Origin of the sequence: Afifella sp. JA880 (assembly GCF_025379905.1) — a bacterium.
Lineage (GTDB): Bacteria > Pseudomonadota > Alphaproteobacteria > Rhizobiales > Afifellaceae > Afifella > Afifella aestuarii.
Window position 1 is genome coordinate 1,691,927 of sequence record NZ_JAOANH010000001.1, and the last position, 23,485, is coordinate 1,715,411.

At 64.1% G+C, this 23,485-nt stretch carries 22 protein-coding genes; 8 read left to right on the plus strand and 14 right to left on the minus strand.

The window, feature by feature from the left end:
- Nucleotide 1: 1 nt before the first annotated feature.
- From NYQ83_RS07980 to NYQ83_RS07990, 3 genes are all read left to right on the plus strand, one after another.
- Nucleotides 2–787 carry a heme ABC transporter ATP-binding protein gene (locus tag NYQ83_RS07980; protein ID WP_261213808.1) on the plus strand — a complete coding sequence of 262 codons (786 nt, stop codon included), beginning with the start codon at nucleotides 2–4 and terminating at the stop codon, nucleotides 785–787.
- Between the two features lie 160 nt (nucleotides 788–947).
- The gene (locus NYQ83_RS07985) at nucleotides 948–2,519 is read left to right on the plus strand and encodes a putative bifunctional diguanylate cyclase/phosphodiesterase (protein ID WP_261213809.1); all 1,572 of its coding nucleotides are present in this window, start codon (nucleotides 948–950) and stop codon (nucleotides 2,517–2,519) included.
- A 99-nt stretch (nucleotides 2,520–2,618) separates the two neighbouring features.
- Nucleotides 2,619–3,323, plus strand: coding sequence for an SDR family oxidoreductase (locus NYQ83_RS07990; RefSeq protein ID WP_261213810.1), 705 nt, complete (start codon nucleotides 2,619–2,621; stop codon nucleotides 3,321–3,323).
- Here the strand turns inward: NYQ83_RS07990 and NYQ83_RS07995 are convergent.
- From NYQ83_RS07995 to NYQ83_RS08035, 9 genes are all read right to left on the minus strand, one after another.
- On the minus strand, nucleotides 3,307–3,579 hold the full coding sequence (locus NYQ83_RS07995) for a hypothetical protein (RefSeq protein WP_261213811.1): 273 nt from the start codon (nucleotides 3,577–3,579) through the stop codon (nucleotides 3,307–3,309). The genes NYQ83_RS07990 and NYQ83_RS07995 overlap by 17 nt on opposite strands.
- Nucleotides 3,576–6,149 (minus strand): ferrous iron transport protein B, encoded by a 2,574-nt coding sequence (feoB, locus tag NYQ83_RS08000; RefSeq protein WP_261213812.1) that lies wholly within the window; start codon nucleotides 6,147–6,149, stop codon nucleotides 3,576–3,578. Before feoB ends, NYQ83_RS07995 begins: the two co-directional genes overlap by 4 nt.
- Nucleotides 6,142–6,405, minus strand: a complete 264-nt coding sequence (locus tag NYQ83_RS08005) for a ferrous iron transport protein A (RefSeq protein WP_261213813.1) — start codon at nucleotides 6,403–6,405, stop codon at nucleotides 6,142–6,144. Before NYQ83_RS08005 ends, feoB begins: the two co-directional genes overlap by 8 nt.
- Before the next feature lie 184 nt (nucleotides 6,406–6,589).
- On the minus strand, nucleotides 6,590–7,378 hold the full coding sequence (locus tag NYQ83_RS08010; RefSeq protein WP_261213814.1) for a DUF4198 domain-containing protein: 789 nt from the start codon (nucleotides 7,376–7,378) through the stop codon (nucleotides 6,590–6,592).
- Between the two features lie 22 nt (nucleotides 7,379–7,400).
- Nucleotides 7,401–7,730 (minus strand): hypothetical protein, encoded by a 330-nt coding sequence (locus NYQ83_RS08015; protein ID WP_261213816.1) that lies wholly within the window; start codon nucleotides 7,728–7,730, stop codon nucleotides 7,401–7,403.
- 204 nt (nucleotides 7,731–7,934) lie between these two features.
- Entirely contained in the window at nucleotides 7,935–8,924 is a 990-nt protein-coding gene (locus NYQ83_RS08020) for an ABC transporter ATP-binding protein (RefSeq protein ID WP_261213818.1), read from the minus strand.
- A complete protein-coding gene (locus tag NYQ83_RS08025; RefSeq protein ID WP_261213821.1) occupies nucleotides 8,921–10,906 on the minus strand; it encodes a dipeptide/oligopeptide/nickel ABC transporter permease/ATP-binding protein in 1,986 nt (661 codons plus the stop codon). Before NYQ83_RS08025 ends, NYQ83_RS08020 begins: the two co-directional genes overlap by 4 nt.
- The gene (locus NYQ83_RS08030) at nucleotides 10,903–11,850 is read right to left on the minus strand and encodes an ABC transporter permease (RefSeq protein ID WP_261213823.1); all 948 of its coding nucleotides are present in this window, start codon (nucleotides 11,848–11,850) and stop codon (nucleotides 10,903–10,905) included. The genes NYQ83_RS08025 and NYQ83_RS08030 overlap by 4 nt, the downstream gene beginning before the upstream one ends.
- 31 nt (nucleotides 11,851–11,881) lie before the next feature.
- Entirely contained in the window at nucleotides 11,882–13,453 is a 1,572-nt protein-coding gene (locus tag NYQ83_RS08035; RefSeq protein WP_261213825.1) for an ABC transporter substrate-binding protein, read from the minus strand.
- 293 nt (nucleotides 13,454–13,746) lie between these two features.
- Here NYQ83_RS08035 and NYQ83_RS08040 point away from each other — a divergent pair, with 293 nt between their 5' ends.
- From NYQ83_RS08040 to NYQ83_RS08050, 3 genes are all read left to right on the plus strand, one after another.
- Complete coding sequence (locus NYQ83_RS08040; protein WP_261213827.1) at nucleotides 13,747–15,270, plus strand: phospholipase D-like domain-containing protein; 1,524 nt, start codon at nucleotides 13,747–13,749, stop codon at nucleotides 15,268–15,270.
- Between the two features lie 112 nt (nucleotides 15,271–15,382).
- Entirely contained in the window at nucleotides 15,383–16,069 is a 687-nt protein-coding gene (locus tag NYQ83_RS08045) for an endonuclease/exonuclease/phosphatase family protein (RefSeq protein ID WP_261213828.1), read from the plus strand.
- Between the two features lie 208 nt (nucleotides 16,070–16,277).
- A complete protein-coding gene (locus tag NYQ83_RS08050) occupies nucleotides 16,278–16,505 on the plus strand; it encodes a sulfurtransferase TusA family protein (protein ID WP_128292162.1) in 228 nt (75 codons plus the stop codon).
- A 32-nt stretch (nucleotides 16,506–16,537) separates the two neighbouring features.
- Here the strand turns inward: NYQ83_RS08050 and NYQ83_RS08055 are convergent, their stop codons facing one another.
- Nucleotides 16,538–17,218 carry an HAD family hydrolase gene (locus NYQ83_RS08055; protein ID WP_261213831.1) on the minus strand — a complete coding sequence of 227 codons (681 nt, stop codon included), beginning with the start codon at nucleotides 17,216–17,218 and terminating at the stop codon, nucleotides 16,538–16,540.
- Between the two features lie 311 nt (nucleotides 17,219–17,529).
- Between NYQ83_RS08055 and NYQ83_RS08060 the strand changes: the two genes are divergently transcribed.
- Nucleotides 17,530–18,972: an alanine/glycine:cation symporter family protein gene (locus tag NYQ83_RS08060; protein WP_261213999.1), complete on the plus strand. Its 1,443-nt coding sequence runs from the start codon at nucleotides 17,530–17,532 to the stop codon at nucleotides 18,970–18,972.
- A 74-nt stretch (nucleotides 18,973–19,046) separates the two neighbouring features.
- Here NYQ83_RS08060 and NYQ83_RS08065 read toward each other — a convergent pair whose 3' ends face one another.
- Together NYQ83_RS08065 and NYQ83_RS08070 are read right to left on the minus strand one after the other, a co-directional pair.
- Nucleotides 19,047–19,292 (minus strand): hypothetical protein, encoded by a 246-nt coding sequence (locus NYQ83_RS08065; protein WP_261213833.1) that lies wholly within the window; start codon nucleotides 19,290–19,292, stop codon nucleotides 19,047–19,049.
- Between the two features lie 10 nt (nucleotides 19,293–19,302).
- A complete protein-coding gene (locus tag NYQ83_RS08070; protein ID WP_261213835.1) occupies nucleotides 19,303–19,710 on the minus strand; it encodes a hypothetical protein in 408 nt (135 codons plus the stop codon).
- Between the two features lie 99 nt (nucleotides 19,711–19,809).
- Between NYQ83_RS08070 and NYQ83_RS08075 the strand changes: the two genes are divergently transcribed.
- Nucleotides 19,810–20,097, plus strand: coding sequence for an HNH endonuclease (locus NYQ83_RS08075; RefSeq protein ID WP_261213837.1), 288 nt, complete (start codon nucleotides 19,810–19,812; stop codon nucleotides 20,095–20,097).
- 52 nt (nucleotides 20,098–20,149) lie between these two features.
- Here NYQ83_RS08075 and pncB read toward each other — a convergent pair whose 3' ends face one another.
- Nucleotides 20,150–21,454 carry a nicotinate phosphoribosyltransferase gene (gene pncB, locus NYQ83_RS08080; RefSeq protein ID WP_261213839.1) on the minus strand — a complete coding sequence of 435 codons (1,305 nt, stop codon included), beginning with the start codon at nucleotides 21,452–21,454 and terminating at the stop codon, nucleotides 20,150–20,152.
- Nucleotides 21,455–21,668: 214 nt separating this feature from the next.
- Nucleotides 21,669–23,102: an MFS transporter gene (locus NYQ83_RS08085; RefSeq protein ID WP_261213841.1), complete on the minus strand. Its 1,434-nt coding sequence runs from the start codon at nucleotides 23,100–23,102 to the stop codon at nucleotides 21,669–21,671.
- Nucleotides 23,103–23,485: the final 383 nt, after the last annotated feature.

The window sequence follows — 23,485 nt, forward strand, 5'->3', positions numbered from 1 at the left end:
AATGATCGAAGTGGAGGAGCTCTGCGTCAGTCTCGGCCGGCGCCAGATCCTGAGCGATGTCGGCTTCACCGCCTCGACCGGCGCCATGACCGTCATCGTCGGGCCGAACGGCTCGGGCAAGACGACGCTCTTGCGCGCCATCTCCGGCGAGCTCGCCTCGACGGGAACGATCCGCATCAACGGCCGCGACAGCCGCGCCCTGAAACCCTTCGAGCTCGCCGCTCTCCGTGGCGTGCTGCCCCAGGCGACAGCCCTCTCCTTCCCGTTCACGGTGCGCGAGGTCGTGGGCCTCGGTCTCAACGGCGCCTCGGCCAGACTGCCGCCCGAAGAGGTCAGGCGGCTGCCGGAGGAAGCCTTGCGGCGCGTCGATCTTGCAGGCTTTGCCGGGCGTTTCTACCAGGAGCTCTCGGGCGGCGAGCAGCAGCGCGTACAGCTCGCCCGCGTCCTCTGCCAGGTCTGGGCGCCCGTCGCCGACGGTGAACCGCGCTGGCTCTTCCTCGACGAGCCCGTTTCCTCCCTCGATATCCGCCACCAGCTCGTGATCATGCGCCTTGCCGCCCAGTTCGCAGCCGCGGGCGGCGGCGTCCTCGCCGTTCTTCACGACCTCAACCTCACCGCCATGTTCGCCGACAAGGTGGTGATGATGCATGACGGGCGGGCGCGCGCCATCGGCTCACCGGCCGAGGTCATGACCGACGACCTTCTGGAAGACGTCTTCGAATGCCGGCTCGGCGTCGGCGTCGTTCCGCCCGGTCCTTTCGTGCTGCCGCAATCCGCGACGCGGTAACGCAGGGCGGCAAGGCTCCCGCAAGCGATTCCCGGCTAGAACTCCCGTTCAGCTCCGTTGAAGGCACGTGGTGCGCGCGCCTTTTAGATCCCGTTCATCGATTGTCCGTATGGAGCGAAAAAGAACATTGCGGGTTGAAACCTTCATGTCCGGACCATCCGTGAAGAGGACCATCGCCTTCGTGCTCCGCCATAAATTCCGCTTCATCGATTTTTCGATCGTCCTGATCGCCACGCTCGCGATGCTCTATGTCGGCATCGTCATCGACATCTTCGCGAACGCGGCGGGCGACACGCCGGCGGAGATGAGCGTCGAGCGCGACGAATTGATCGCCGTCTCGGTCATCTTCCTGCTCGGCCTCGTCTGGGCCGTGCGCCGCATGATCCGGGAGCGCCAGGAAGCCGCCCGGAAGGCCCGCACGGCGCGGGAAATCCAGCGCCTCGCCTTTCATGACGCGCTGACGGGATTGCCGAACCGTCGTCAGTTCGACGCCGCACTGAAAGAGGCCGCAGCCTCGCCGCCCGGAAGCGATACGAGCCATGCCGTGATGATGCTCGATCTCAACAGCTTCAAGCGGGTGAACGACGTCTTCGGGCATGCAGCCGGCGACGAGGTCCTGATGCAGGTGGCGGCCCGGCTGCGCCGAGCAGTGCGCGGAAACGATCTCGTGGCGCGTCTCGGCGGCGACGAGTTCGCCGTGCTCGCCACGCATATTTCGGGCGCCGAAGCGGCGACCGGTCTTGCTCTGCGCATCATCGACGCGCTCACTCCGCCGATCCGCGCGGGCGGCGGCGAACACGCGGTCGGCACCGCAATCGGCATTTGCCTCACGCCCCAGGACGGCGACGTGCCGGCAGAGCTCTTGCGCAAGGCCGACATCGCGCTCTACCGCGCGAAGGGCCAGGGCCATTCTGCCATGCGCTTCTTCGAAGAGGAGATGGATCAGCATGTGCGCGAGCGCAGCCGCATCGAGGCTGCACTCCGCGAGGCCATCCAAACGCAGACGATCACGCCGAGCTATCAGCCGCTCGTCGATATGAAGACGGGCACCGTCAAAGGCTTCGAGGCCCTGGCGCGATGGGACGACCCGGAGCTCGGCAAGATCGGGCCGGATCGTTTCATCCCCGTCGCTGAAGACAGCGGCCTCATCACCGCTTTGACCGATCTCCTTCTCAACAAGGCCTGCCACGACGCCGCCACCTGGCCCGGCAGGACCATGCTCTCCTTCAACGTCTCGCCGCTTCTCCTGCGCGATCCGAATTTCGGCATGAAGGTCATCGCGCTCCTCGGCCGCACCGGCTTTCCGGCCGAAAGGCTCGAACTGGAGATCACCGAGAGCGCGCTCGTGCGCGACCTCGCTGCGGCGCAGGCGACGCTCGGAACGCTCCGCCAGGCTGGCGTGCGCATCGCGCTCGACGATTTCGGCACCGGCTATTCGAGCCTCTATCACCTGCGCAATTTCAAGCTCGACAGCATCAAGATCGACCGCAGCTTCATCCATTCGATGGCGACGGACCCGGAAAGTGCCGCGATCGTCAAAGCGCTCGTCGGCCTCGGCGCAGGCCTCGGCCTGGAGGTGACGGCCGAGGGCGTGGAAACGGAAGAGCAGCGCCTTCTTCTCGCCGAGCAGGGCTGCAACCAGGCGCAGGGCTTCTTCTATTCCGAGGCGCTCGGAGCCCAGGAGGCTCTCAATCTCTTCGCCTCGATCGAGGCAGCCCGTCGCAGCGCCTGAAGCTCCGGATCGGCTCGCGGCACGGCCGCCTGCCGAACACCGTTTCGTCGCCAACGCCGCAATGCCATAAGCGGCGGGACGAATCTCGAGGAGGTCGACATGGCAGAGCGAAAAGTCGCGATCATCACCGCCGGCGGCAGCGGCATGGGCGCCGCCGCGGCACGCAAGCTCGCAGAAGACGGTTTTTCCGTCGCGATCCTCTCCTCCTCCGGCAAGGGCGAAAAGCTCGCAGAAGAGCTTGGCGGCTTCGGCGTCACGGGCTCCAACCAATCGCCCAAAGATCTTGAGCGCCTCGTCGCCGGCACGATGGAGCGCTTCGGTCGCATCGACGTCCTCGTCAACAGCGCCGGGCACGGACCGAAGGGGCCGATCCTCGACATCTCCGACGACGATTGGCACGCCGGTCTCGACGTCTATCTCATGGACGTCATCCGTCCGACGCGCCTCGTCACGCCGCACATGCTGAAATCTGGCGGCGGCACGATCATCAACATCTCGACCTACGCCGTCTTCGAGCCGGATCCTCTGTTTCCGACCTCCGGCGTCTTCCGCGCGGGGCTTGCCGCCTTCACCAAGCTCTTCTCCGACAAATATGCGGCCGACAATCTGCGCATGAACAACGTCCTGCCGGGCTTCATCGACAGCCTGCCGGAAAAGGAAGACCGCCGGGCGCGCATCCCGATGGGGCGCTACGGCCAGGCGGAAGAAGTCGCCGCGACGATCGCCTTCCTCGCCTCCGACGGCGCCGGCTACATCACCGGCCAGAACATCCGGGTCGACGGCGGCATCACCCGTTCGGTGTGAGGTCCGGACGCGAACGCGCGGAGTGATTTCCGCCGTCGCGACTGGCATCCGCCTCCGGTACGGCAAGCGGGGCGAAACAGGCCTCCTTGCAGCTGCCGCGGCCGACGCAATCGACACAGGACGGCCGCCGCCGGAAGAGCTTTTTCTTCAGAAAGACGACGGCCAGAAGCACGATCGCTGCAACGGCGAGCCATTCGAAGCCCCCCGTCGCCGCCTCGCGGCTCAGATCGATCGCCGGCTGCGTTTCGGCGTTCATCGGCTCTCTCCCCTCATGACACGGCGCCTCGCGGCGAATAGCCCCGGTGGCGGCAGGACCCGGCCGAAGGGGCGCTTGAAGAGCCCGACGAGGATCACCGCCGCGAACGCCGTGAAGTAAGTGATCGTCAGCGTCTCAAGCCCCGACAGCGCGAACATGCCGCCGAGCGTGAAGACGGCGCTCGCGACGCTCAGACCGAGAAAAGTCGGGAAGACGATGGAAAAGATCATCCAGCGATAGGATTGCGTCTGCACGCGCACCATGATCGTCGTCGCAAGACACGGCGGATAGAGCGCAAAGAAGAGCATGAGCGCGACGGCGCCGAGCGCCGAATAGCCGGCGGCGCGCTGCTCCGTTCCCATGCGCTCTTCGAGCGTGTCGTTCTCGCCATCCGACGGCTGGAAAAGAACGCCGAGCGTCGCGACCGAGCTCTCGCGCGCCGCGAAAGACGAGAGCAGCGCCACGTTGATCTTCCAGTCGAAGCCCGCGAACTGCGTCACCGGTTCGAGGCTGCGCCCGACCTGGCCGAGGAGCGAATTGACGATCCGCTCTTCCTTCATCTCGCGCCTCAGCGTCTTGCGCGTCGTCGCAAGCGTCTTCAGCGCCCGCTCGGCGGTGCGCGCCTCTTTGTCGGAGGAGCGTTTCAGGAACGGGTAGAATTCGGGATAACGGTTTTCGTAGCGCGCATCGACGGCCCTTGAGGCCTCCGCCCCCTGCGCCATCAGCTTCTCGGTGCGGTAATCGGTGTAGACGTTGACGAGGCCGGTGAGCGCCGCCTGATCGGGCACGGCGGCGAGATAAGGATTGCCCGCCATCTCGTCGTAGAACTCCGCGATCGCGGCCTCGGCCCGCCCCTCATAGACCGCCTCCTGGTCGGCACTGAGGCCCGGAAACTGCAACAGCACATAGACGACGACGGAAACGGCGACGACCACCGTGCCGACCTTCTTGATGTAGAGCCAGGTGCGGTCGATCGAGCGGCGCAGAACGCCGGTCAGCGTCGGCAGATGGTAATGCGGCAGCTCCATCACGAAGGGTGCCGTCTCCTTGTGGCGCAGCACGGAGACGGAGAGGAGCTTGGCGACGAGCAGGGCGGCAAAGATGGTGATCGTCGAGAGATAGAAGAGGACGAGCCCCTTCGCCTCGACGAAGTAGATGTTGATGAGAAGCGTATAGAGCGGGATCTTCGCCAGGCAGTTCATGAACGGCACGGTGAGGATCGTCGCAAGCCGCGCCCGTTCGTCCGGAATGCCCTTCGTCGCCATCACGCCCGGCACGGCGCAGCCGCCGGCAAAAACGCCCGCCAGAATGAAGGGCAGCGTCGATTGCCCGTGCAGGCCGAAGCGGTGCAGGATCCGGTCGAGAATGAAGGCGATCCGCGCCATGTAGCCCGAATCCTCCAAAATCGCGATCAGCGCGAAGAGGATCAGGAAGATCGGCACGTAGTTCAAAAGCGTGTTCGCGGAATCGACCATCCACAGGCCGAGCGAGCGGATCTGCGGGTCGTAGAGAAAACCCGCCTCCGGCAGCCATTGCGCCGCGAAATTGCGCAGGGAGGCGAGAAACGGCCAGGTGACCTTGGTGAGCTCGTAGCCCTGGACGATGGAAATCTCGTAGATCCCCCAGACGACCAGAACGAGGAAGATCGGCGCCAGAATCCGGTGCAGAAGCAGCCGGTCGACACGCTCCGACGCGGAGACCGCACCCTTGCGGCTCTCCCTCACAGAGGCGGTGACGATCTCGCCCGCAAAGCGGTCGCGGATGGCCGCGACATGATCGCCGGTCGAGAGATCATGCGCCGTCTCGAAATTCTTGCGCGCCTCGGCGACCTCCTCCAGGAACACGGCCTGACGCGGATCTTCGCGCACGAGCCGGACCGCCTCGGCATCCCCTTCGACGAGTTTGACGGCGAGCCCTCGCACGGCGGCGCCGGCATCGAGGCCGGAGGAATCGGCGAGCCGCTCCTCCACCCAGCCGATCGTCTCTTCGAGCGCGCCATAATCGAGCCGCGCATCGGAAATCGCGGGGGAAGTATCCGGCTCGTCGGCGATGCGGCGGATCGCGGCGCGCAGCTCCTCGCGGCCGACGCCCTTGCGCCCGATCGAGGCCACGACCGGCACCTTCAGCTTCCGCGCCAGCGCATTCAAATCGATCTTGAGGCCGCGCCGCTCGGCGACATCCATCATGTTGACGACGACGATGAGCGGATGGCCGAGCTCGATGAGCTGCGCCGTCAGATAAAGCCCGCGGCGCAGATTGGAGGCATCGAGCACGTTGACCACGACGTCGGGCCGCTCCTCGTAGAGAAAGCGGCGCACGACGCGCTCTTCCAGGGAGAACGACGTCAGGCTGTAGGTGCCGGGAAGGTCCACCACCTCCACCCGCCGGCCGTGGTCGAGATAAAAGCCGCTCTTCTTGTCGACGGTGACGCCCGGATAATTGGCAATGTGCTGCGCCACACCCGTCAGCGCATTGAAGAGCGTCGATTTGCCGGCATTCTGCTGTCCGGCGAGCGCCACGCGCAGGCGCCGCCCCGTGGCCCCCGCCGCGCCGGCCGTTTTCTCAGTCACGTTCCACCTCGATCGTCGCCGCTTCGGCGCGACGCACCGTCAAGACCGCATTGCCGACGCGGATCGCGATCGGATCGTTCAAGGGCGCGGCCCTGATCACCGTCACCTCGGCACCGTTGACGAGGCCGAGGTCGAGAAGCCGCTGGCGGATAGCGCCACAGCCTTTCAGCCGGGCGACCCGGCAATGGGTTCCGGGCACGAGATCGTTGAGCGAGCAAAAGCCGTCCCGGCCGCATGGGGCCTCGCCTCGGGCCATCCCGCCCTGGCCTGCCCCCTGTCCCAACCCTGGGCCCACCCCCTGGCCCAATCCGGAGCAATGTCGGCGCTGGCGTCGGCGCAGTCGGCGCATCCCGAAGAACTGGCCTTTCATATCGATCCTCGACCCGTTTTCCCTCAGAACCGTCCACCCCGCCGGCAAAGCGGCGGGGAGGACATCATTTTCAGTTGAGGTCGTAGGCGCGCACCCAGATGACCGCATCCTGGCTCAATTCCTTGCCCTCATGCTCGGTGACAGGGCCGGAACCGAGCGCCGCAAAGCCCCAGAAGCCGGCCTTCGGAACGCCGAAGGTGAACTCGCCATCGGCATCGGTCACCGCGACAAGTGCGCCGCCCGGCATCGGCGAGGCGGTCGGCTCGCCCGGCCTGTCGGCATCGATATCGGGCTCTGCCGCCATGTACTCGATCTCGATCTCCGCGCCCGGCACCGGCTTTCCATCGGAAAGAAGCACGCCGGAGAAGGTCGAACCGGCGACGATGTTGGTCGGCTTGTTCAGGGGCACGATCTCGGTCGGCAGACCGACGGGGTCGTTCCAGCCGGTCGGAATGCCGCCCTTGTTGACGAAGGATTTCGTCAGCTGCTGGATGTAGATGTCTTCGCTCTGCTCGTAATAGGGCGCCGGCACCAGGGCGAAGATGTAATCGCCGTTGCGCTTCACCGGCACGGTCGCCTCGAAGGCCTTCGCCTCGTTCTCGGCGCCGTGGAAGGTGATCGGCTCAAGCGTCGGAGCGAGGTCCTGCCTCTCGCCCTTGAAGACCACGAAAAACTCCTCCGGCTCGCCCATATCCATGGCATGGCCGTTTTCCATCGGATGCCAGAAGATCATCTTGAGCGGCAGATCTCCGGGCTTTTCCAGGTTCACCTCGGGCGTATAGACGAGCTGGAAATGCGCCAGCGCCGGGTTCGCCACAAAAGCCGCAGAGGCGGCAAGAGCGAATAAGATCGCCTTCATCGTCATTCTCCGCATTGCTTCGCTATTCGACGATCTCGTCGCCCGGGACTTCGATCTGGTGGCCCTCGCCGCCGTCGAAGAGGACGGAATAGGTGCCGTCCGGCTTGTCGAACTCGAACTCCGAGTTCTCGTCCATCTTGCCCTCGGCAACGGTTTCCCCGTCCGCATTCTTGACCTTGATCGGCACGTTGGAGGCCGAGGAGCCATCGGAGAAACCACCCTCGCAGAGGACGGTCCCGTCACCATTGTCGTAGCAGGAGAAAAGCGGCGTATGCGCCAGAGCCGGCGTGACACTGAAACCGATCGCCGCGGCGATAACGGCTCCGATTTTCATCTCGTGGCGAACCTTCACGATCGCGTCCTTTCCGAAAGGGCTTTGCAACGATGGCGGCTGGCTGACGATGCGCATGCGCAGGTCGGCTCGGCCGCCCGACCTCATCCTGACTTTTATTCTCATATTATGATCTGAGAGGCCCTCCAATGCGACGGAGGGCTAATGCGCGCTTTCGCCACGCATTTGCAGAAGCGTTCAAAACTGGGAGTGAGGACCGCCCGCTCAGGCGGTTTCGCGCGCCGTCTCGGCGGGTGTCTCGGAGATCGGGAAGAAGCAGGCTGCCGCCTGTGTCGGCGAGGGCCGGTCGACATCGAGCGTCGGCAAGACCTCCCGGCATTTCGCCTGCGCATGGGGACAGCGGGGCGCGAAGGCGCAGCCCGGCGGCGGGTTCAGAGGATCGGGCAGCTCGGCAAGCTCCACCTCGCGGCGGATGCGCCTTTGCCCCGGCACCGGCGCGGCATCAAAGAGGAGCTTCGTATAGGGATGGCGCGGGCGCCGGAAGAGTTCGCGGGTTTCGGCGATCTCCACGATGCGGCCGAAATACATGACCGCCACCCGGTCCGAGACATTGCCGACGACGGAGAGGTCGTGGCTGATGAAGACATAGGTGAGGCCGAGCCGCCCCTTCAGATCCTCCAGAAGATTGAGCACCTGCGCCTGCACCGAGACATCGAGGGCGGACACCGGCTCGTCGAGCACGATGATCTCCGCTTCTGCCGCGAGCGCGCGGGCGATGCCGATCCTCTGCGCCTGACCGCCGGAGAATTCGTGCGGATAGCGGTCGAGGAAATCGGAGGAGAGTTTGACCGCCTCCATCAGCTCGTCCATCCGCGCCTTGCGCGTCTCCTTCTTCATGCCGAGAAGATGGATCATCGGCGCCTCCAGAATGGCGCGAATGGTCTTGCGCGGATTGAGAGCGGCAACCGGATCCTGGAAGAGATACTGGATCTTGCGCGCCGTCTCCAAAGAGCTGGTGAGCGGCGTGCCTTTGAGCGTGATCTCGCCTTCCGACGGCCGGTCGAGGCCAACGAGCATGCGCGCGAGCGTCGACTTCCCGCAGCCCGATTCGCCCACAATTCCGAGCGTCTCGCCCTCCTTCACGGCAAGATCGACGCCCTGAACTGCATGCACGCGCGGGCGTGCCGCGCCGAACAGGGTGCGGCCGCCGCCGAAGAAGCGTTTGACGCCCGTCATTTCCAAAAGCGCGCTCATTGCCCCGCCTCCGCATGGGCGTCCACATGGGCGTCCGCAGGGGCATCCGCGTCTTCGACGAGCGGATAGAGGCAGCGCGCCATCCGCCCCGGCGCCACCTCGGCGAGCGGGATGTCGCCGGCCCGGCAATCGGGCTGCGCCCGCGGGCAGCGGGGTGCGAAGGCGCAGCCTTCGGGCAGCCGGTTGAGCGGCGGCGGCAGGCCTTCGATCGCATCGAGCCGCCTGTCGGGATCGTCGAGAAGCGGCACGCAGTCGATGAGTTTGCGCGTATAGGGATGCGCCGGCGCGTCGAGCACCTCTTCGGTCCGCCCCATCTCCACGATGCGCCCGGCATACATCACCGCCACCCTCTCGCAGATCTCCGACACGACACCGAAATCATGGGTGATGAAGAGGACGGCGGTGTGCTTCTCGTGGCGCAGATCGTCGAGAAGCTTCAGAACCTGCGCCTGCACGGTGACGTCGAGCGCCGTCGTCGGCTCGTCGGCGATCAAGACCTCCGGCTCGTTGACGAGGGCGATCGCGATCGCCACACGCTGGCGCATGCCTCCCGAAAGCTCATGCGGATAGCTTTTCGCCCGCTCTTTCGGGTTCGGGATCTGCACGGCGGCGAGAAGGTCGACCGCTTTCGCCCAGGCCTCAGCGCGGCTCAAAGGCTGATGCGCGCGCACCGCCTCGGCGATCTGGTCGCCGACGGTGAAAAGCGGATGCAGGCTCGACAGCGGGTCCTGAAAGATCATCGAGATCTCGCCGCCGCGCAGGCGTCGGAGCTCGCCGTCGCGCATTTCGAGCACGTCGCGTCCCTCGCGCATCACCCGTCCGCCGACGATGGCGCCCGGCGGCGAGGGCACGAGGCTTGCGATCGACAGAGCCGTCACCGATTTGCCGGAGCCGGATTCGCCGACGAGCCCCAGGCATTCCTCCTTGCCGAGCCTCAGATCGACCCCGCCGACGGCACGAAAGACGTCACGCCCGATCGAAAACTCGGTTTGAAGCCCGACAACATCGAGCGCGCCGTCCTGCTCCGCCGGCATCTCCGGCACGTTGCGCCGCTTCACCTGCGTGCGCGCCGAGGGATGAGCGAGGGCGCCGGAGCGCAGGCGCGGGTCGAGCACGTCGCGGATGCCGTCGCCCAGAAGATTGATGCTCATCACAATGATGAAGATCATCACGCCCGGAATGATCGACACGTAAGGCGCGGTGAAGAGGAGCTTCCTTCCCTCGCCCAGCATCGAGCCGAGATCGGCCTGCGGCGGCTGCGCCCCGAGCCCCAGGAAGGAGAGACCCGCGGTCTCCAGGATCATCCAGCCGACGGTGGTCGAGAGCGCGATGACGATCGTCGGCAGGACGTTCGGGAAAATCTCCGTCGCAACGAGCCGGATCGGTCCCTTGCCGGAGAGCTTCGCCGCCTCGACGAAATCGCGGCGCGCGAGCCCCAGCGTGATGCCGCGAATGTTGCGGGCGAAGAAAGGGATGTTGACGACGGCGATCGCATAAAGCGCGTTCAACAGCCCCGGCCCCAGAACCGCGACGATGGCGAGCGCCAGGAGAATGTACGGAAACGCCATCAGCATATCGATGCCGCGCATCATCAGATGGTCGGTGCGCCCGCCCGCATAGCCGGCGACAAGCCCGATGAGCGAGCCGAAGAAAGCGGCGATCAGCGAGGCGGAGATGCCGACGGCCAGCGAGATCCGCGTCCCCCAGACGAGGCGCGAAAGAATATCGCGGCCGAGATGGTCGGTGCCGAGAAGATGCCCCTCTGCGAGCGGCCGCTGCAGCCGTTCGGCCGGCGCCGTCGCGTCGGGCGGGGCAAGCGGCAGAAGCGGAGCCGCCAGCGCCACCAGAACGACGAGGCTGAGAAGCACGAGGCCCAGAGCCGCCAGCCGGTTGTTGGCGAGAAGCCGCCAGGAGGCGGGCCTGGACGAACGTGCGGCTGCCGCGGGCGCGGCCTCTTCGCCGGTCTCTTCCGCAACGCTCATGGCTTCAGCCTCGGATCGAGCATCGCCTGCACGACGTCGGCGGCGAGATTGAAGAGCACGTAGCTCGCCGCCACCACGAACACCCCGCCCTGAACGAGGAGCACGTCGCGGGTCGAAATCGCCTTCACCAGCATGTCGCCGATCCCCGGCCACTGGAACACCGTCTCGATGTAGACGGCGCCGCCGAGCACGAAACCCGCCTGAATGCCGATCACCGGGATGACGGAGACGAGCGCCGCCTTGAAGGCGTGACGATAGATCACCCGCCGCTCCGACAAGCCCTTGGCGCGGGCGGTGCGGATATAATCCTGGCGCAGAACCTCCAGCATCGAGGCGCGCGTCATGCGCGCGATCACGCCGGTCGCCACGACCGCAAGCGTCGTCGCCGGCAGGATCAGATGCTTTGCGAGATCGAGCGGCCCGCCGCCGCCATAGATCGCCTCCATGCCACTTGCCGGCAGCCAGCGGAGATCGACGGCGAAGATGAGAATGAGGAGAAGCCCGAGCCAGAAGGAGGGAATGGAAATGCCGATCAGCACCAGAAAGGTGATGATGCGGTCGGTCCAGCCGAACTGGCGCACGGCCGAAACGATGCCGGCGAGAAGGCCGAAGATCGAGCACAGAACGAGCGACGTGCCGGCGAGGATCAGCGTGGCGCGAAAGCGCTCCAGCACCTCGTCGATGACCGGCCGGTTGAGCGAATAGGAGCGCCCGAAATCGCCCTGCACCACATTGCCGATCCAGACGAGATATTGTTCCGGCAGCGAACGATCGAGGCCGAGCTGACGGTTCAATCGCTCGACATTCTCAGGCGTCGCATAGGAGCCGAGGATCGCCGTCGCCGGATCGCCCGGGATCGCCGCGATGATCAGAAAGACGATGATCGACAGGCCGAAGAGGACGGGAATGGCGGCCAGAAGCCGCCGGCCGATATAGCCGATCATCGCCGCCCTCCCCCGCCGACTGCGACGCGCCTCACTGCTTCGTCACGTCCTTCAGATGCAACAGGAAGGAGGGCTGCAGCGAAAAGCCTCCGACCCTTTCCGTCGTCACGGCGTTCTGCTTCCAATTGGCGATGAAGATCCACGGCGCGTCATCGTGGATGATCACCTGCGCCTCCTTGTAGAGCTTGGCGCGTTCGTCCTGATCGGTGGCACGGCGGGCCTTCTCCAGAAGCTCGTCGACCTTCTCGTTGGAATAATAGCCGGAGTTGAACCCGCCCTCGTCCGGCAGCGCGTCGGAACGCAAGGTGAGATAAGGCAGCGTATCGGGATCGTTGGTCATCCAGGCCATCTCGGCCATGTCGGCCTTGCCTTCCAATCCCGGATTCACCTGCGCCAGGAACGTGTTCCACTCATAGCTCTCGATCTTCGCGTCGAGCCCCACTTTCGCGAGATCGGCCTGGATGGCGGTGCCCATCGGCACGGGATCGAGCATGCCGGAGCCTCCCTCCGTCACGTAGAAGGTGAGCTCCGCCTTCTCGACGCCTGCCTCCTTCAGGAGCGCCTTCGCCTTTTCGGGATCGTACGGATAGGGCTTCACGTCGTCATTGTGCGCCCAGGCGAAAGCCGGCGGCACCGGCCCGGCCGCGACCTCGGCGGTCCCCTGCAACACGTTGTCGACGAGCGAACGCTTGTTGATGGCGTAATTCACCGCCTGGCGGACGCGCTTATCGGCAAATGGCCCCTCTTTGGTGTTCAAGATGACGTACCAGAGATGCGGCCCCGCCTGCTCGTAGACCTTGAAGGTCGGATCGTCGGCAAACGTCGCAAGGTTGTCCGGCGGCACTTCCACCATCACGTCGATACCGCCCGACAGCATCTCGGCGATGCGCGTATTGGCATCCGTGATCGGGCGGAAGACGACGGCCTCGAGCGAGGGTGCCCCGTCCCAGTAATCGTCGTTGCGGGAGAGCACGACGCGGGTGTTGGAATCCCAGGTCTCGAATTTGAAGGGACCCGTTCCGACCGGATGACGGCCGACATCCTTGCCGTATTCCTTCACGGCCTCGGGCGAGACGATGAGCCCCGTCGGATAGGCGAGATTGGAGAGGAAGGGCGCATAAGGCTCCTTCAGCTTGAAGACCACCGTCATGTCGTCGGGCGTCGTGATCTCGTCGACGGAGGAGAAGAAGAAGGCGAGCGGGAAGGGTCCCGTGTCGTGATAGGGATGGTCCTCGTCGAGCATTCTCTCGAAATTGAACTTCACCGCCTCGGCGTTGAACGGCGTGCCGTCGTGAAAGGTCACGCCCTCGCGCAGATGGAAGGTGTAGGTGAGCCCGTCCTCGCTCACCTCCCAGGATTTCGCCAGCGCCGGTTCCGGCTCCAGCGTTCCGTCCTTGGTGCGCACCAGCCCGTCATAGAGATTGACGAGGATGCGGAAATCGTTCGACGCGGTGACGGCATGCGGATCGAGCGATTTCGGCTCGGCGATCTGCCCGACGATGAGAACATTCGGGGGCGTCTGCGCCTCGGCGCTCGGCACGAAACCGGCGGCAAGAGCAAGCGCGCAAAGCCCGAACAGGGCGGTTCGCCAGAGACCTCGCATCGGCATTCTCCTCAATTGCTGTTGGCCCATTCCATCACGAGCCGCATCGGGAAAGCAAACCCGCCCGCCTCCAAATCTCGCGCCCAAAACCCAGCAACCGCAATTTGCCGAGACATTGCAGGAGCTTCGGCAGAGCGAGGAGATCTCTGCAGCCCACAAGACCGCGGCAAAGTCGCCAGGATCGAACCGCGGCCCCTTGCGTTCATCTCTTGGCGCCGCAGATGAGGTGCGTATCAGCACAATTTTTCAAGCTTTCGAGGATGCCTTTGCCGCAAAGCTCGACCGAAACCGACATGTCCCGTGCCCGCCCATCTCCGGATGACGGGGCCAGGCAGTCCGCAAGCTCGTTTGCACCCATCCTGGAGCCCGGACACAATTGCTGGCGTATCGACAAGGCGCGGCGTGCGAGCCTCCTCATCGACGGTGCCGCGTATTTCCACCGTCTCGACGAGGCGTTGCGCAAGGCAAAGCACTCGATCCTGATCATCGGCTGGGATTTCGACGCGAGCGCGCAATTGCGCCCCGACAAGGAAGACGGCGAAACGCTCGGCACGCTGCTGCGCTCGCTGGTGGAGGAAAAGGAGACGCTTCAGGTCCAGATCCTGATCTGGAACCTGTCGCCGGTGCACACGCCCAGCGCCGCCCTGCCGCTCATCGTCGGCGCCGATTGGGAAGAGCATCCGCGCATCGCGCTACATCTCGACAACCATCACCCGGCCTATGGCGTGCAGCACCGCAAGATCGTCGTCATCGACGGCGTGCTCGCCTTCGTCGGCGGCATCGATCTCACCATCAACCGCTGGGATACGAGCCGCCACAAGCCGGAGGAGCCGGCGAGGCAGACGGTGACCGGCAATTCGTACGATCCGATCCACGATATGATGATGATGGTCGACGGCCCCGTCTCCCGCTCGATCGCCGAGCTCGCCCGCGGTCATTGGGAGGCGGCGACGGAGGAGAAAGCGGCGGTTCCGTCGGCGGAAAACCTGCCCGAAGACGGCAGATCAGGCGGCATCGAAGATCTCTGGCCGGAAGATCTTGAGCCGGATTTCAGCGATATCGACATCGGCATCGCCCGCACCGTGCCCGCCATCGAGAAAGACCGCGAGGTGCGCGAGATCGAGAGCCTCACCTTCGATGCCCTCAGATCCGCGCGCGATACGATCTATATCGAAAACCAGTATCTCTCAGACGACAAGGTCGGCGATATTCTCGAAGAGCGGCTTGCCGAAAAGGACGGGCCGGAGGTCGTCGCCGTCATCACGCGGGCCAATCAGGGCATGATTGAAGGCTGGTTCATGGGCGGCAACCTGAACCGCATGATCCGGCGCATGCGCCAGTGCGACCGTCATGGCCGCTTCGGCATCTATCATCCAGTGGCCTCCGTCGATCCGCGCCTGGAAATCATGGTGCATGCCAAGGTTCTCATCATCGACGACCGGCTGCTGCGGGTGGGCTCCTCCAACCTCAATCGGCGCTCCACCGGCCTCGACAAGGAATGCGATCTCGCCATCGAAGCCCATGACGAGGATTGCCGGAAAGTCATCCGCAAATTGCGCGACCGGCTGCTCGCCGAACATCTCGATTGCACGCCGGAGGCTGTGGCGCGCGCCTATGAGGAAGAAGGGACCCTCGTCAAGGCGATCGACCGGCTCGACACGCACGACAAGCGCCTCATCGATTTCCCCGAGGTGAAGACGCATGGCGCAAAGAAGCTGATGCCCGGCACCCGTTTGTTCGATCCGCGCGGTCCGATCGCCCTCTTCGGGCGCATCAGGCGCAAGGGCAGTCCGCACGGGCGCGGCAAAAGCGGCTAGGTCCGGGATCTCGGCCGGAACCGCAGCGCCCGGCCCCGCGTATGCCCAGGTGCAGACACGAGAGCCTTCCGAAACGACAGAAAAGCCGGGATCCAGGACGCGGCTGCGCGTCATGACATGGAACATCCATGGCGGCGCCCCCTGGGGCGGACGGCGCAATCTCGATCGCGTCAAAGAAATCGTCGCGGCGCACGACCCAGACGTCGTTGCGCTGCAGGAGGTCGATTCCCGCCGCAGCGCAGCCGAGGCGATCTCCGCCTTCGACGATCTCGCCGACGGGCTTGGTGGTTATGCGACGCATGCCAAGACGATCATCGCGCCCGACGGCGAATTCGGCCACATGCTGATCAGCCGCTTTCCCCTCACCGGCACCCGCACCCACGACATCTCCATGGAAGGCCGTGAGAGACGGGCCGTCATCGACACACTCGTCGATGCCCCCGGCGGCCGGCTGCATGTCATCGCAGCGCATTTCGGGCTCGGCTTTGCCGAAAGGCGCCATCAGGCGAGCTTCGCCGCCGAGATCACGCGTCCGGAAGCTTCGGCCACCATCATGCTCGGCGATTTCAACGAATGGCAGTGGCGCGGCGCCGTGCGGCAGGTTCTCCTTCAGGCCCTGCCCGAGCGCACGCCGGAGCGAACCTTTCCGGCGCATCTGCCGCTCCTGTCGCTCGACCGGATCTATGGGCGCCCCGCCGGCCTCATCGCAAAGAGCTTCGTCGACCCCGCCGGGCGGCGCGCCTCCGATCACCTACCTTTGATCGCCGACATCGATCTGGCCGCCATCGCACACGCCTGACGCGCTCTGCGCTGCCTCCCGCAGAAAACCGGCGCTCTCCGCGGCCTTTCGCGCCTGCGCCGCACCCATCCAAACAGAGAAAACGGCACGCTGTGCCATTGCGTCACGTCGGCAACCCCCTTGCCGGGGGCCATTTGATTCTTACCGGCAAAGCGCCCGGCCAGCATTGCGCCTGGTCGGTATTGCGCCCGGAAGGCGGGAGGAAAACATGGCTGATCAGGTTCTCGACGCGAAAGGGCTCAATTGCCCGCTGCCGCTCTTGCGCGCCAGGAAAGTCTTGGAAGAGCTGCCCTCCGGCAGCACGCTCGAAGTCGTCGCGACAGATCCCGGCACCGTCAGAAACTTCCAGGATTTCTGTCAGACGAGCGGCCACGAACTGATGGAATCGCGCACGGAGGGCGACGTCTTCACCTTCGTCATCAAACGCTGCAACTGACTTGAACGGCCTGCGGGGCGGGCAGACCGCATTCACACCTTTTCCGTCACCACAGTCGGCCCGCAGACGAGCGTTTTGAGCTCGCCGAGCGTTGCAATGACATGCTCGGGCGCGAGCGTCAGGCAGTCTGACACATCGCCATAGCCGTAGCGGGCGAAACAGGCGGCGATGCCGGCCGCTTTGGCAAAGGCGAGGTCGGCCCGCGTATCGCCGACCATCAGATAATCGCCGAGGGGCCGCGCGCCGAAAAGCGGCGCGACCCGCTCATGAAAGACCGCCGGATCGGGCTTCATCGGCGCGCCGGGCTCGGCGGCGATGATGGCGCTCACCTCGATCTCAAAGCGGTCGAGCGTCGCCTCGATGGCTCTCACACCCTTGTTGGACAAGACCACGACCGCCATTCCCGCGGCGTTCAAGGCCGCGAGCGTCTCGTGCGCGCCCTCAAAAAGCTGCGTATGTTCAGCATCGATCGCCGGATACTTGTCGCGATAGGCCACAACGCACTGTGAGATCTCGTCCGGCGCCAATTGCGGCACCAGGACGGCCACGGCCTGATCGAGCGACAGGCCCGCCGCGATCACCTCCTTGATCTTCTGCCCGTCCGGCATGTCGAAGCCGCGCTCTGACAGCGTCTGGCGCAGACCGATGACGACCGATTGGCGGGTGTCGGCCAGCGTGCCGTCGAAATCGATGAGAACGATGCGGTAGGACATGGCGGCAAACTAGGACGATTCTTTCGCCGTTTCACGACCTCACGAACGGGGCCGTTCTCGCGCCGGACCTTTGGCCGCGCTTCGACGATCAAACCTTTGCCGATCAGTCACTTGGCCATGCAGTATTGGCTTCCAGGCACGCCTTAAACCCCCGCCGTTCTTCGGAACTCTGCAGTTTTTATCATCATTATATCTTTTTCCAAGCAACTCACACCGCCGTCGAAACTTACCTTCTTTGCAAACTAAGAAATTCTGCGCCAGGCAGGTTTTTCGGGCTCGAAAAGAGGCTCATTCAGCGAGGGGTTGGGATGCTGGACGCTGTGATCGATTTCACCAACGACATTTTGTGGAGCTACGTTCTCATCTACGGCTTGTTGGCCGTCGGGGTGTTCTTCACCCTCAGGCTCGGCTTCATTCAGTTTCGTCATTTTCCGGAGTTCCTGCGCGTCGTGCGCGGCTCGCGCTCCAGCGACAAAGCCGGCATTTCGCCCTTGCAGGCGCTCACCGTGTCGCTCGCCTCGCGCGTCGGCACCGGCAACCTCGCCGGCGTTGCCGTCGCTTTGACCCTCGGGGGACCGGGCGCCATTTTCTGGATGTGGATGGTGGCGCTCGTCGGCATGGCGACGGCGTATGCGGAATCGACGCTCGCCCAGCTCTACAAGGTGCGCAACGAAGAGGGCGATTATCGCGGCGGGCCCGCCTTCTACATCGCCCGCGGCCTGCGCCTCCCATGGCTCGGCGGACTTTTCTCGGTCTTCCTGATCCTCTCCTTCGGCCTCGTCTTCAATGCCGTGCAGGCGAATTCGATCGCCGATGCGGTGGAGGCGGCCTTCGGCATTCCGAAACTGTGGATCGGGCTTGGCCTCGCGCTTCTGTCCGGTCTCGTCATTTTCGGCGGCATCCGGCAGGTGGCGCGGGTGGCCGAGATCGTCGTGCCGTTCATGGCGATCGCCTACCTCATCGTCGCCTTCTATGTGCTCATCGTGCACTATGCCGAATTGCCGGGGGTCTTGGCGCTCATCGTCAAAAGCGCCTTCGGGCTCGAGGAAGTCGCAGGCGGCGTCACCGGCGGCATCGCCGCGGCCTTGCTCAACGGTGTGAAACGCGGCCTCTTCTCCAACGAGGCGGGCATGGGCTCGGCGCCGAACATCGCCGCCGTCGCCACGCCCGACCCGCATCATCCCTCCAGCCAGGGCATGGTGCAGGCGCTCGGTGTCTTCATCGACACGCTCCTCATCTGTTCGGCGACCGCGCTGATGATCCTCTTGTCCGGCGTCTACACGCCCGGCCAGGAGGTGACGGGAACGGAGCTGACGCAGAACGCGCTCTCCGCCCATATCGGCGATTGGGGCGTCTATTTCGTCGCCGTGGCGATCTTCTTCTTCGCCTTCACCTCCATCCTCGGCAATTACTCCTATGCCGAAAACGCCATGACCTTCCTCGGTTTCGGCGGCAAGGGAGGGCTCACCGTCCTGCGCGTCGCCGCGCTCTTGATGGTCATCTGGGGCTCGCTGCAATCGGTCCGCACCGTCTTCCACACGGCCGATGCGTCCATGGGCTTGATGGCCACCATCAACCTCATCGCCATCGTCGCCCTGTCCGGGACGGTCACCAAGCTCACGCACGATTACTTCAAGCAGAAGAAATCGGGCCAGGAGCCGGTCTTCGACAACGACTTCTACCCGGAGCTCGCCGGCAAGATCGACGGCTCGATCTGGACGCGCCATGGCGATCTCGCCAAAAAAGACGAATAGTTCTTAGCAATGACCGCTTAAGAGCAACTCGGGTCGCCATGACCGCTTCGGCTGGCGACCCGCACCTCATCCCTCTAGGGATATTCTTCTTTCAGTTTTTGCCATTCAGAAACGAGCGCTTGGTAGCGCGCAGAAAGGATATCTGGCTCATCCCCCTGAAACGGGACATCACCAATAGAAAAACTATTGCTACGCAAAACATCAAATATTCTAATATCCTCTTCTGGAAAACCTTCAATTGCCTCGCGCAATATATACAACCCAAGCCGTGCGGCTTCCTTAGTTAAGGCCGGTATTTCGCTGAAATATGGATATATCACACGGTGGGTTTTATCGCGGAGACGGAGGCATCAGATTCTCGACGCGAATTTTAGCCAAGGGAGAGGCCACACTGAACTCAAATCCAGAGATCTCTTCTGCCTCGAACGGCTCATTGACCCAACGGCGTTTCTCATTCCACCAAACCAGAAAGCCGCGCTGGAGCAGTGGATATAACCGCTTCCGCCTTTCGTTTTTCAGGATGGATTCGGCAACAAGGTCCTCTATGTCCCCTTCTTCGTTTACATGACGGCGTACGGCTCTCCAAAATGGCCCGTGAAAATCGCCGCCCCCACTGGAGACTCCTGCCTCCTTCGCCTTATCAGAACGGATATCGTCACGCAGAAGCTTTTGTCTTTCTTTTTGAGGCATGTACAAAAGCTTAAGCAGTTTTCTTAGGCGAATATTCTTAATAGACATTATGCATAAGCCGATCAGATAGCTAGCTCATCCACACAATATTATCTGATTCGTTATTTATGCGCTTTATCAAGTTCTTCTGGCGACGACATTCCTCTCATGGCGGCAGACGAAATCTATTCCGACACCTGCTGGCTGTGCGGGCGCCCGCTCGGGCGGCGCGTCGAATGGCATCATCCGGTGCCGAAAAGCCGTGGCGGGCGGGAGACGGTGCCGATCCATCCGATCTGCCACCGCACGCTCCACGCCGTCTTCTCGAATGCCGATCTTGCCCGCTTCGAGACGGAAGGAACGCCCCTCTCCGCCCATCCGAAGATAGAAAAATTTCTCGCCTGGATCGCCAACAAGCCGCCGGATTTTCACGCCCCGACGCATCGCCGGCGCTGATTGCGACAGACAGGTCGGCCCGCCACGCAGCCGCGCGGGCTCGCGCAAAACCTCAGACGAAAACCTCGCGGTCGATGCGGCCCTTGGAGCCGAAGACCTTCAGATAGCGCTCGATCTCCTCTTCCGGTCCGCTCGCCTTTCGCGGATTGTCGGAGAGCTTGACGACCGGATGGCCGTTGGCACTGCTCACCTTGCAGACGAGCGAGATCGGATCGAGCGCCCCGCAGGGCTCCGGCGCGCAGCCGCGGAAATCGTTGGTGAGATTGGTGCCCCAGCCGAAGGACATGCGCGCCCTGCCGGAAAAATGCCGGTAGGTCTCCTCGATCGTATCGACGTCCATGCCGTCGGAGAAGATCAGAAGCTTTTCTGAGGGATCGCGCCCTTTCGACCGCCACCAGGCGATGATCTCCTCGCCCGCAGGAATGGGCGGGGCGGAATCGGGGCGAAAGCCGGTCCAGTCGGCGACCCAGTCGGGCGCGTTCTTCAAGAACGCCGTCGTGCCGTAGGCGTCGGGCAGGACGATCAGAAGATTGCCGCCGTAGAGCGTCTCCCATTCGCGCAGCACCCGGTAGGGCGCGCCCCGAAGCGCCGCGTCGTCGGGCGACAGCGCCGCCTCCACCATCGGCAGCTCGTGCGCATTGGTGCCGATCGCCTCCAGATCGGCATCCATGGCCAGAAGCACGTTCGAGGAGCCGATGAAGGCGTCGCCCAGCCCCTCCTTCAACGCCTCCACGCACCAGCGCTGCCACAGAAAGGAATGCCGCCGTCTCGTGCCGAAATCGGAGAGCCGCAAATTCGGCAGCTGGCGCAGCCGCTCCACCTTGTCCCAGAGTTTTGCCTTGGCGCGGGCGTAGAGCACGTCGAGCGCGAAGCGTCCCATCGGGCGCATGGCGGCGCGCGACCGGAGCTCGTTGACGATCGCGAGCGCCGGAATTTCCCACATCGTCGTGTGCGTCCAGGGGCCGTGGAAATCGAGCTCGAACTGCCCGTCGACGCGCTTCAGCTCGTATTCCGGCAGGCGGAATTTGGCGAGCCAGGCGAGGAATTCCGGCTCGAAGATCTGCGAGCGGCCATAAAACGAATTGCCGGCGAGCCAGATCATCTCCTTCTTGGTGAAGGTGAGCGAGCGGGCATAATCGAGCTGATCGCGCAGCTCCGCCTCGTCGATCTCCTCGGCAAGCTTCACCCGGCGCGTGCGGTTGATCAGCGAGAAGGTCACCTGCGTGTCGCGATGCAGACGCCAGATCATCTGCAACATCAAGAGCTTGTAAAAATCCGTGTCGAGCAGGGAGCGAACGATCGGGTCGAGCTTCCAGGTGTGATCGTAAACGCGGCTCGCGAGATCGGTCGTCGCCATTCAAGGATGTTCCGTCTTCTTCGACGCCAGGGGGGAGAAGGGCCGTCCCTGAAAGGCAAGCCCCTGGGGGCGGCACAGTCAAGCATTCCTGGCGTGTGGAGAAAACGGCGAAAGCCAAAAAGCCGCGCCGGTGCCGGGGGATGAAACCCGCCGGGAGGGTTTTGCGCACGGCGAACCGGCGCCAGCGGGCGATATGACCTCAAAAACGATCGGACTAACGATCCTTTTCGGGTGGCGCATTCTCGTCGTCGTCCACGTATTCCGGCCCGTAATCTTCCTTGTGCTGCAGGTTTTCCGGCGCCGGCTCATCGGCCTCCGGGGCCGGCTCGTCGGCGTCCGAGGCCGCCTCATCGGTTTCCGAGGCGCCCTCGCCGTGGTCCGATTTGGCCTCGGCGCCTTCCTCCTCGTCGCTCTCCGAGGCTGCCTCGGTATACCATTCATAGGCCGCCTCGACGGCGACGGTCGACGAGTTCGGCAGCACGCTGACATAGGCGGAATCATCGCCGGCCGGGGCCGGACGCTGCGACATGCGCCACCCGGTATGGACCGCGATGATCGCAAAGAGCGCGGCCAGGATGACCCAGAAGAATTGCGGGCCGGCGAGATCCATCGCCTGACCGGTCATCAGCGGGCCTGCGACCGCGCCCACCCCATAGATGAAAACCATCCCGCTCGCCGCCGCCGGCATATCTTCATGGTCGAGGTAATCGTTCGTGTAGGCGATCAGGAGGGAGTAGAGCGGGCTTGCCATACCGCCCATGACGAGGCCGGCCGCCAGAAGCGCGATCAGGTTTCCCGACAGCGTGAAGGCGACGCCACAGGTCACCGCGCCGACCGCCGACAGCGTCAGGATCAGGACGCGCCGATCCATGAAATCCGACATCCGGCCGACCGGAAACTGAAACAGAAAGGAGCCGGTGAAGAGGGCGGCGACGAGCGCCGAGATCTCGCGCACATCGAGCCCGATCTTGGCACCGTAGACCGGGGACATGCCCATCTGCGCCGCCAGCACGCCGCCGAGCACCAGCGTGCCGACCGCCGCCGTCGGCGAGCGATCGTAGAGCTGGCGCAGCGACATCGCCTTGGGCGATTGCACCGCCGGAATCGGCACGGCCGACAAGAGCACCGGCGTGAAGGCGAGCGAGACGAGGATCGACGCCCAGACGAACAGAGAAAAGCCCGCGGCATCGCCGAAATTCAAAAGCCCCTGCCCCGCCACCATGCCGAGCATCTGCGCCACCATATAGGACGACAACAGCATGCCCCGCGTCTCGTTGGTGGCGCGGTCGTTGAGCCAGCTTTCCGACGTCACATAGATGCCCGACAGGCAGAAGCCGAGCATCAGGCGCAGGATCGTCCACGACCACGGATCGGTCAGAAGCGGAAAGGCGATGAGCCCCGCCGACATCAAGGAGCCGAGGGCTGCGAAGACGCGCACATGGCCGACTTTGCGGATCATCTCCGGCGTCCAGCGCGAGCCGACCAGAAAGCCCAGGAAATAGCCCGACGTCACGAGCGACAGCTCGAACGTCGAAAACCCCTCGATATCGCCGCGCACACCCATCAGCGTCGACTGCATGCCGTTGCCGACCATGATCAGGAAGACACCGAAGAGAAGCGCCCAGACGCTCGTGACGAGCTGAAACATATTTTTCCCCGATGCCTGAATGCATTTCGGTCGCCGATGTCGCGGCGTTCAATGTCACCGCGCTCACTTTCACCGCGATCACTTTGACCGCGATCACCGTCGCCACGCTCACGTTCAGCGCGATCACCTTGACCACGATCACCGCCCCCCCCGCCTTCACCCCGCCCGAGGTCTCCGGCCGGCTTTTCAGCCCAGCCTTCGCCCCAAGTCGTCGCTCAGCGGCTCGCTCGCACGCCGCGCCGGCGTGTCCACCAGGAACCTCGATTTCGCGGATTTTTGCGATGTCCAGCAAAGCGACGATGACAGAGGCCAGAACAACCCCGTCCTGAAGGATCAAGACAGGCTCAACCGGACCGAAACGCCGCCCGCGCAGACACCGCCGC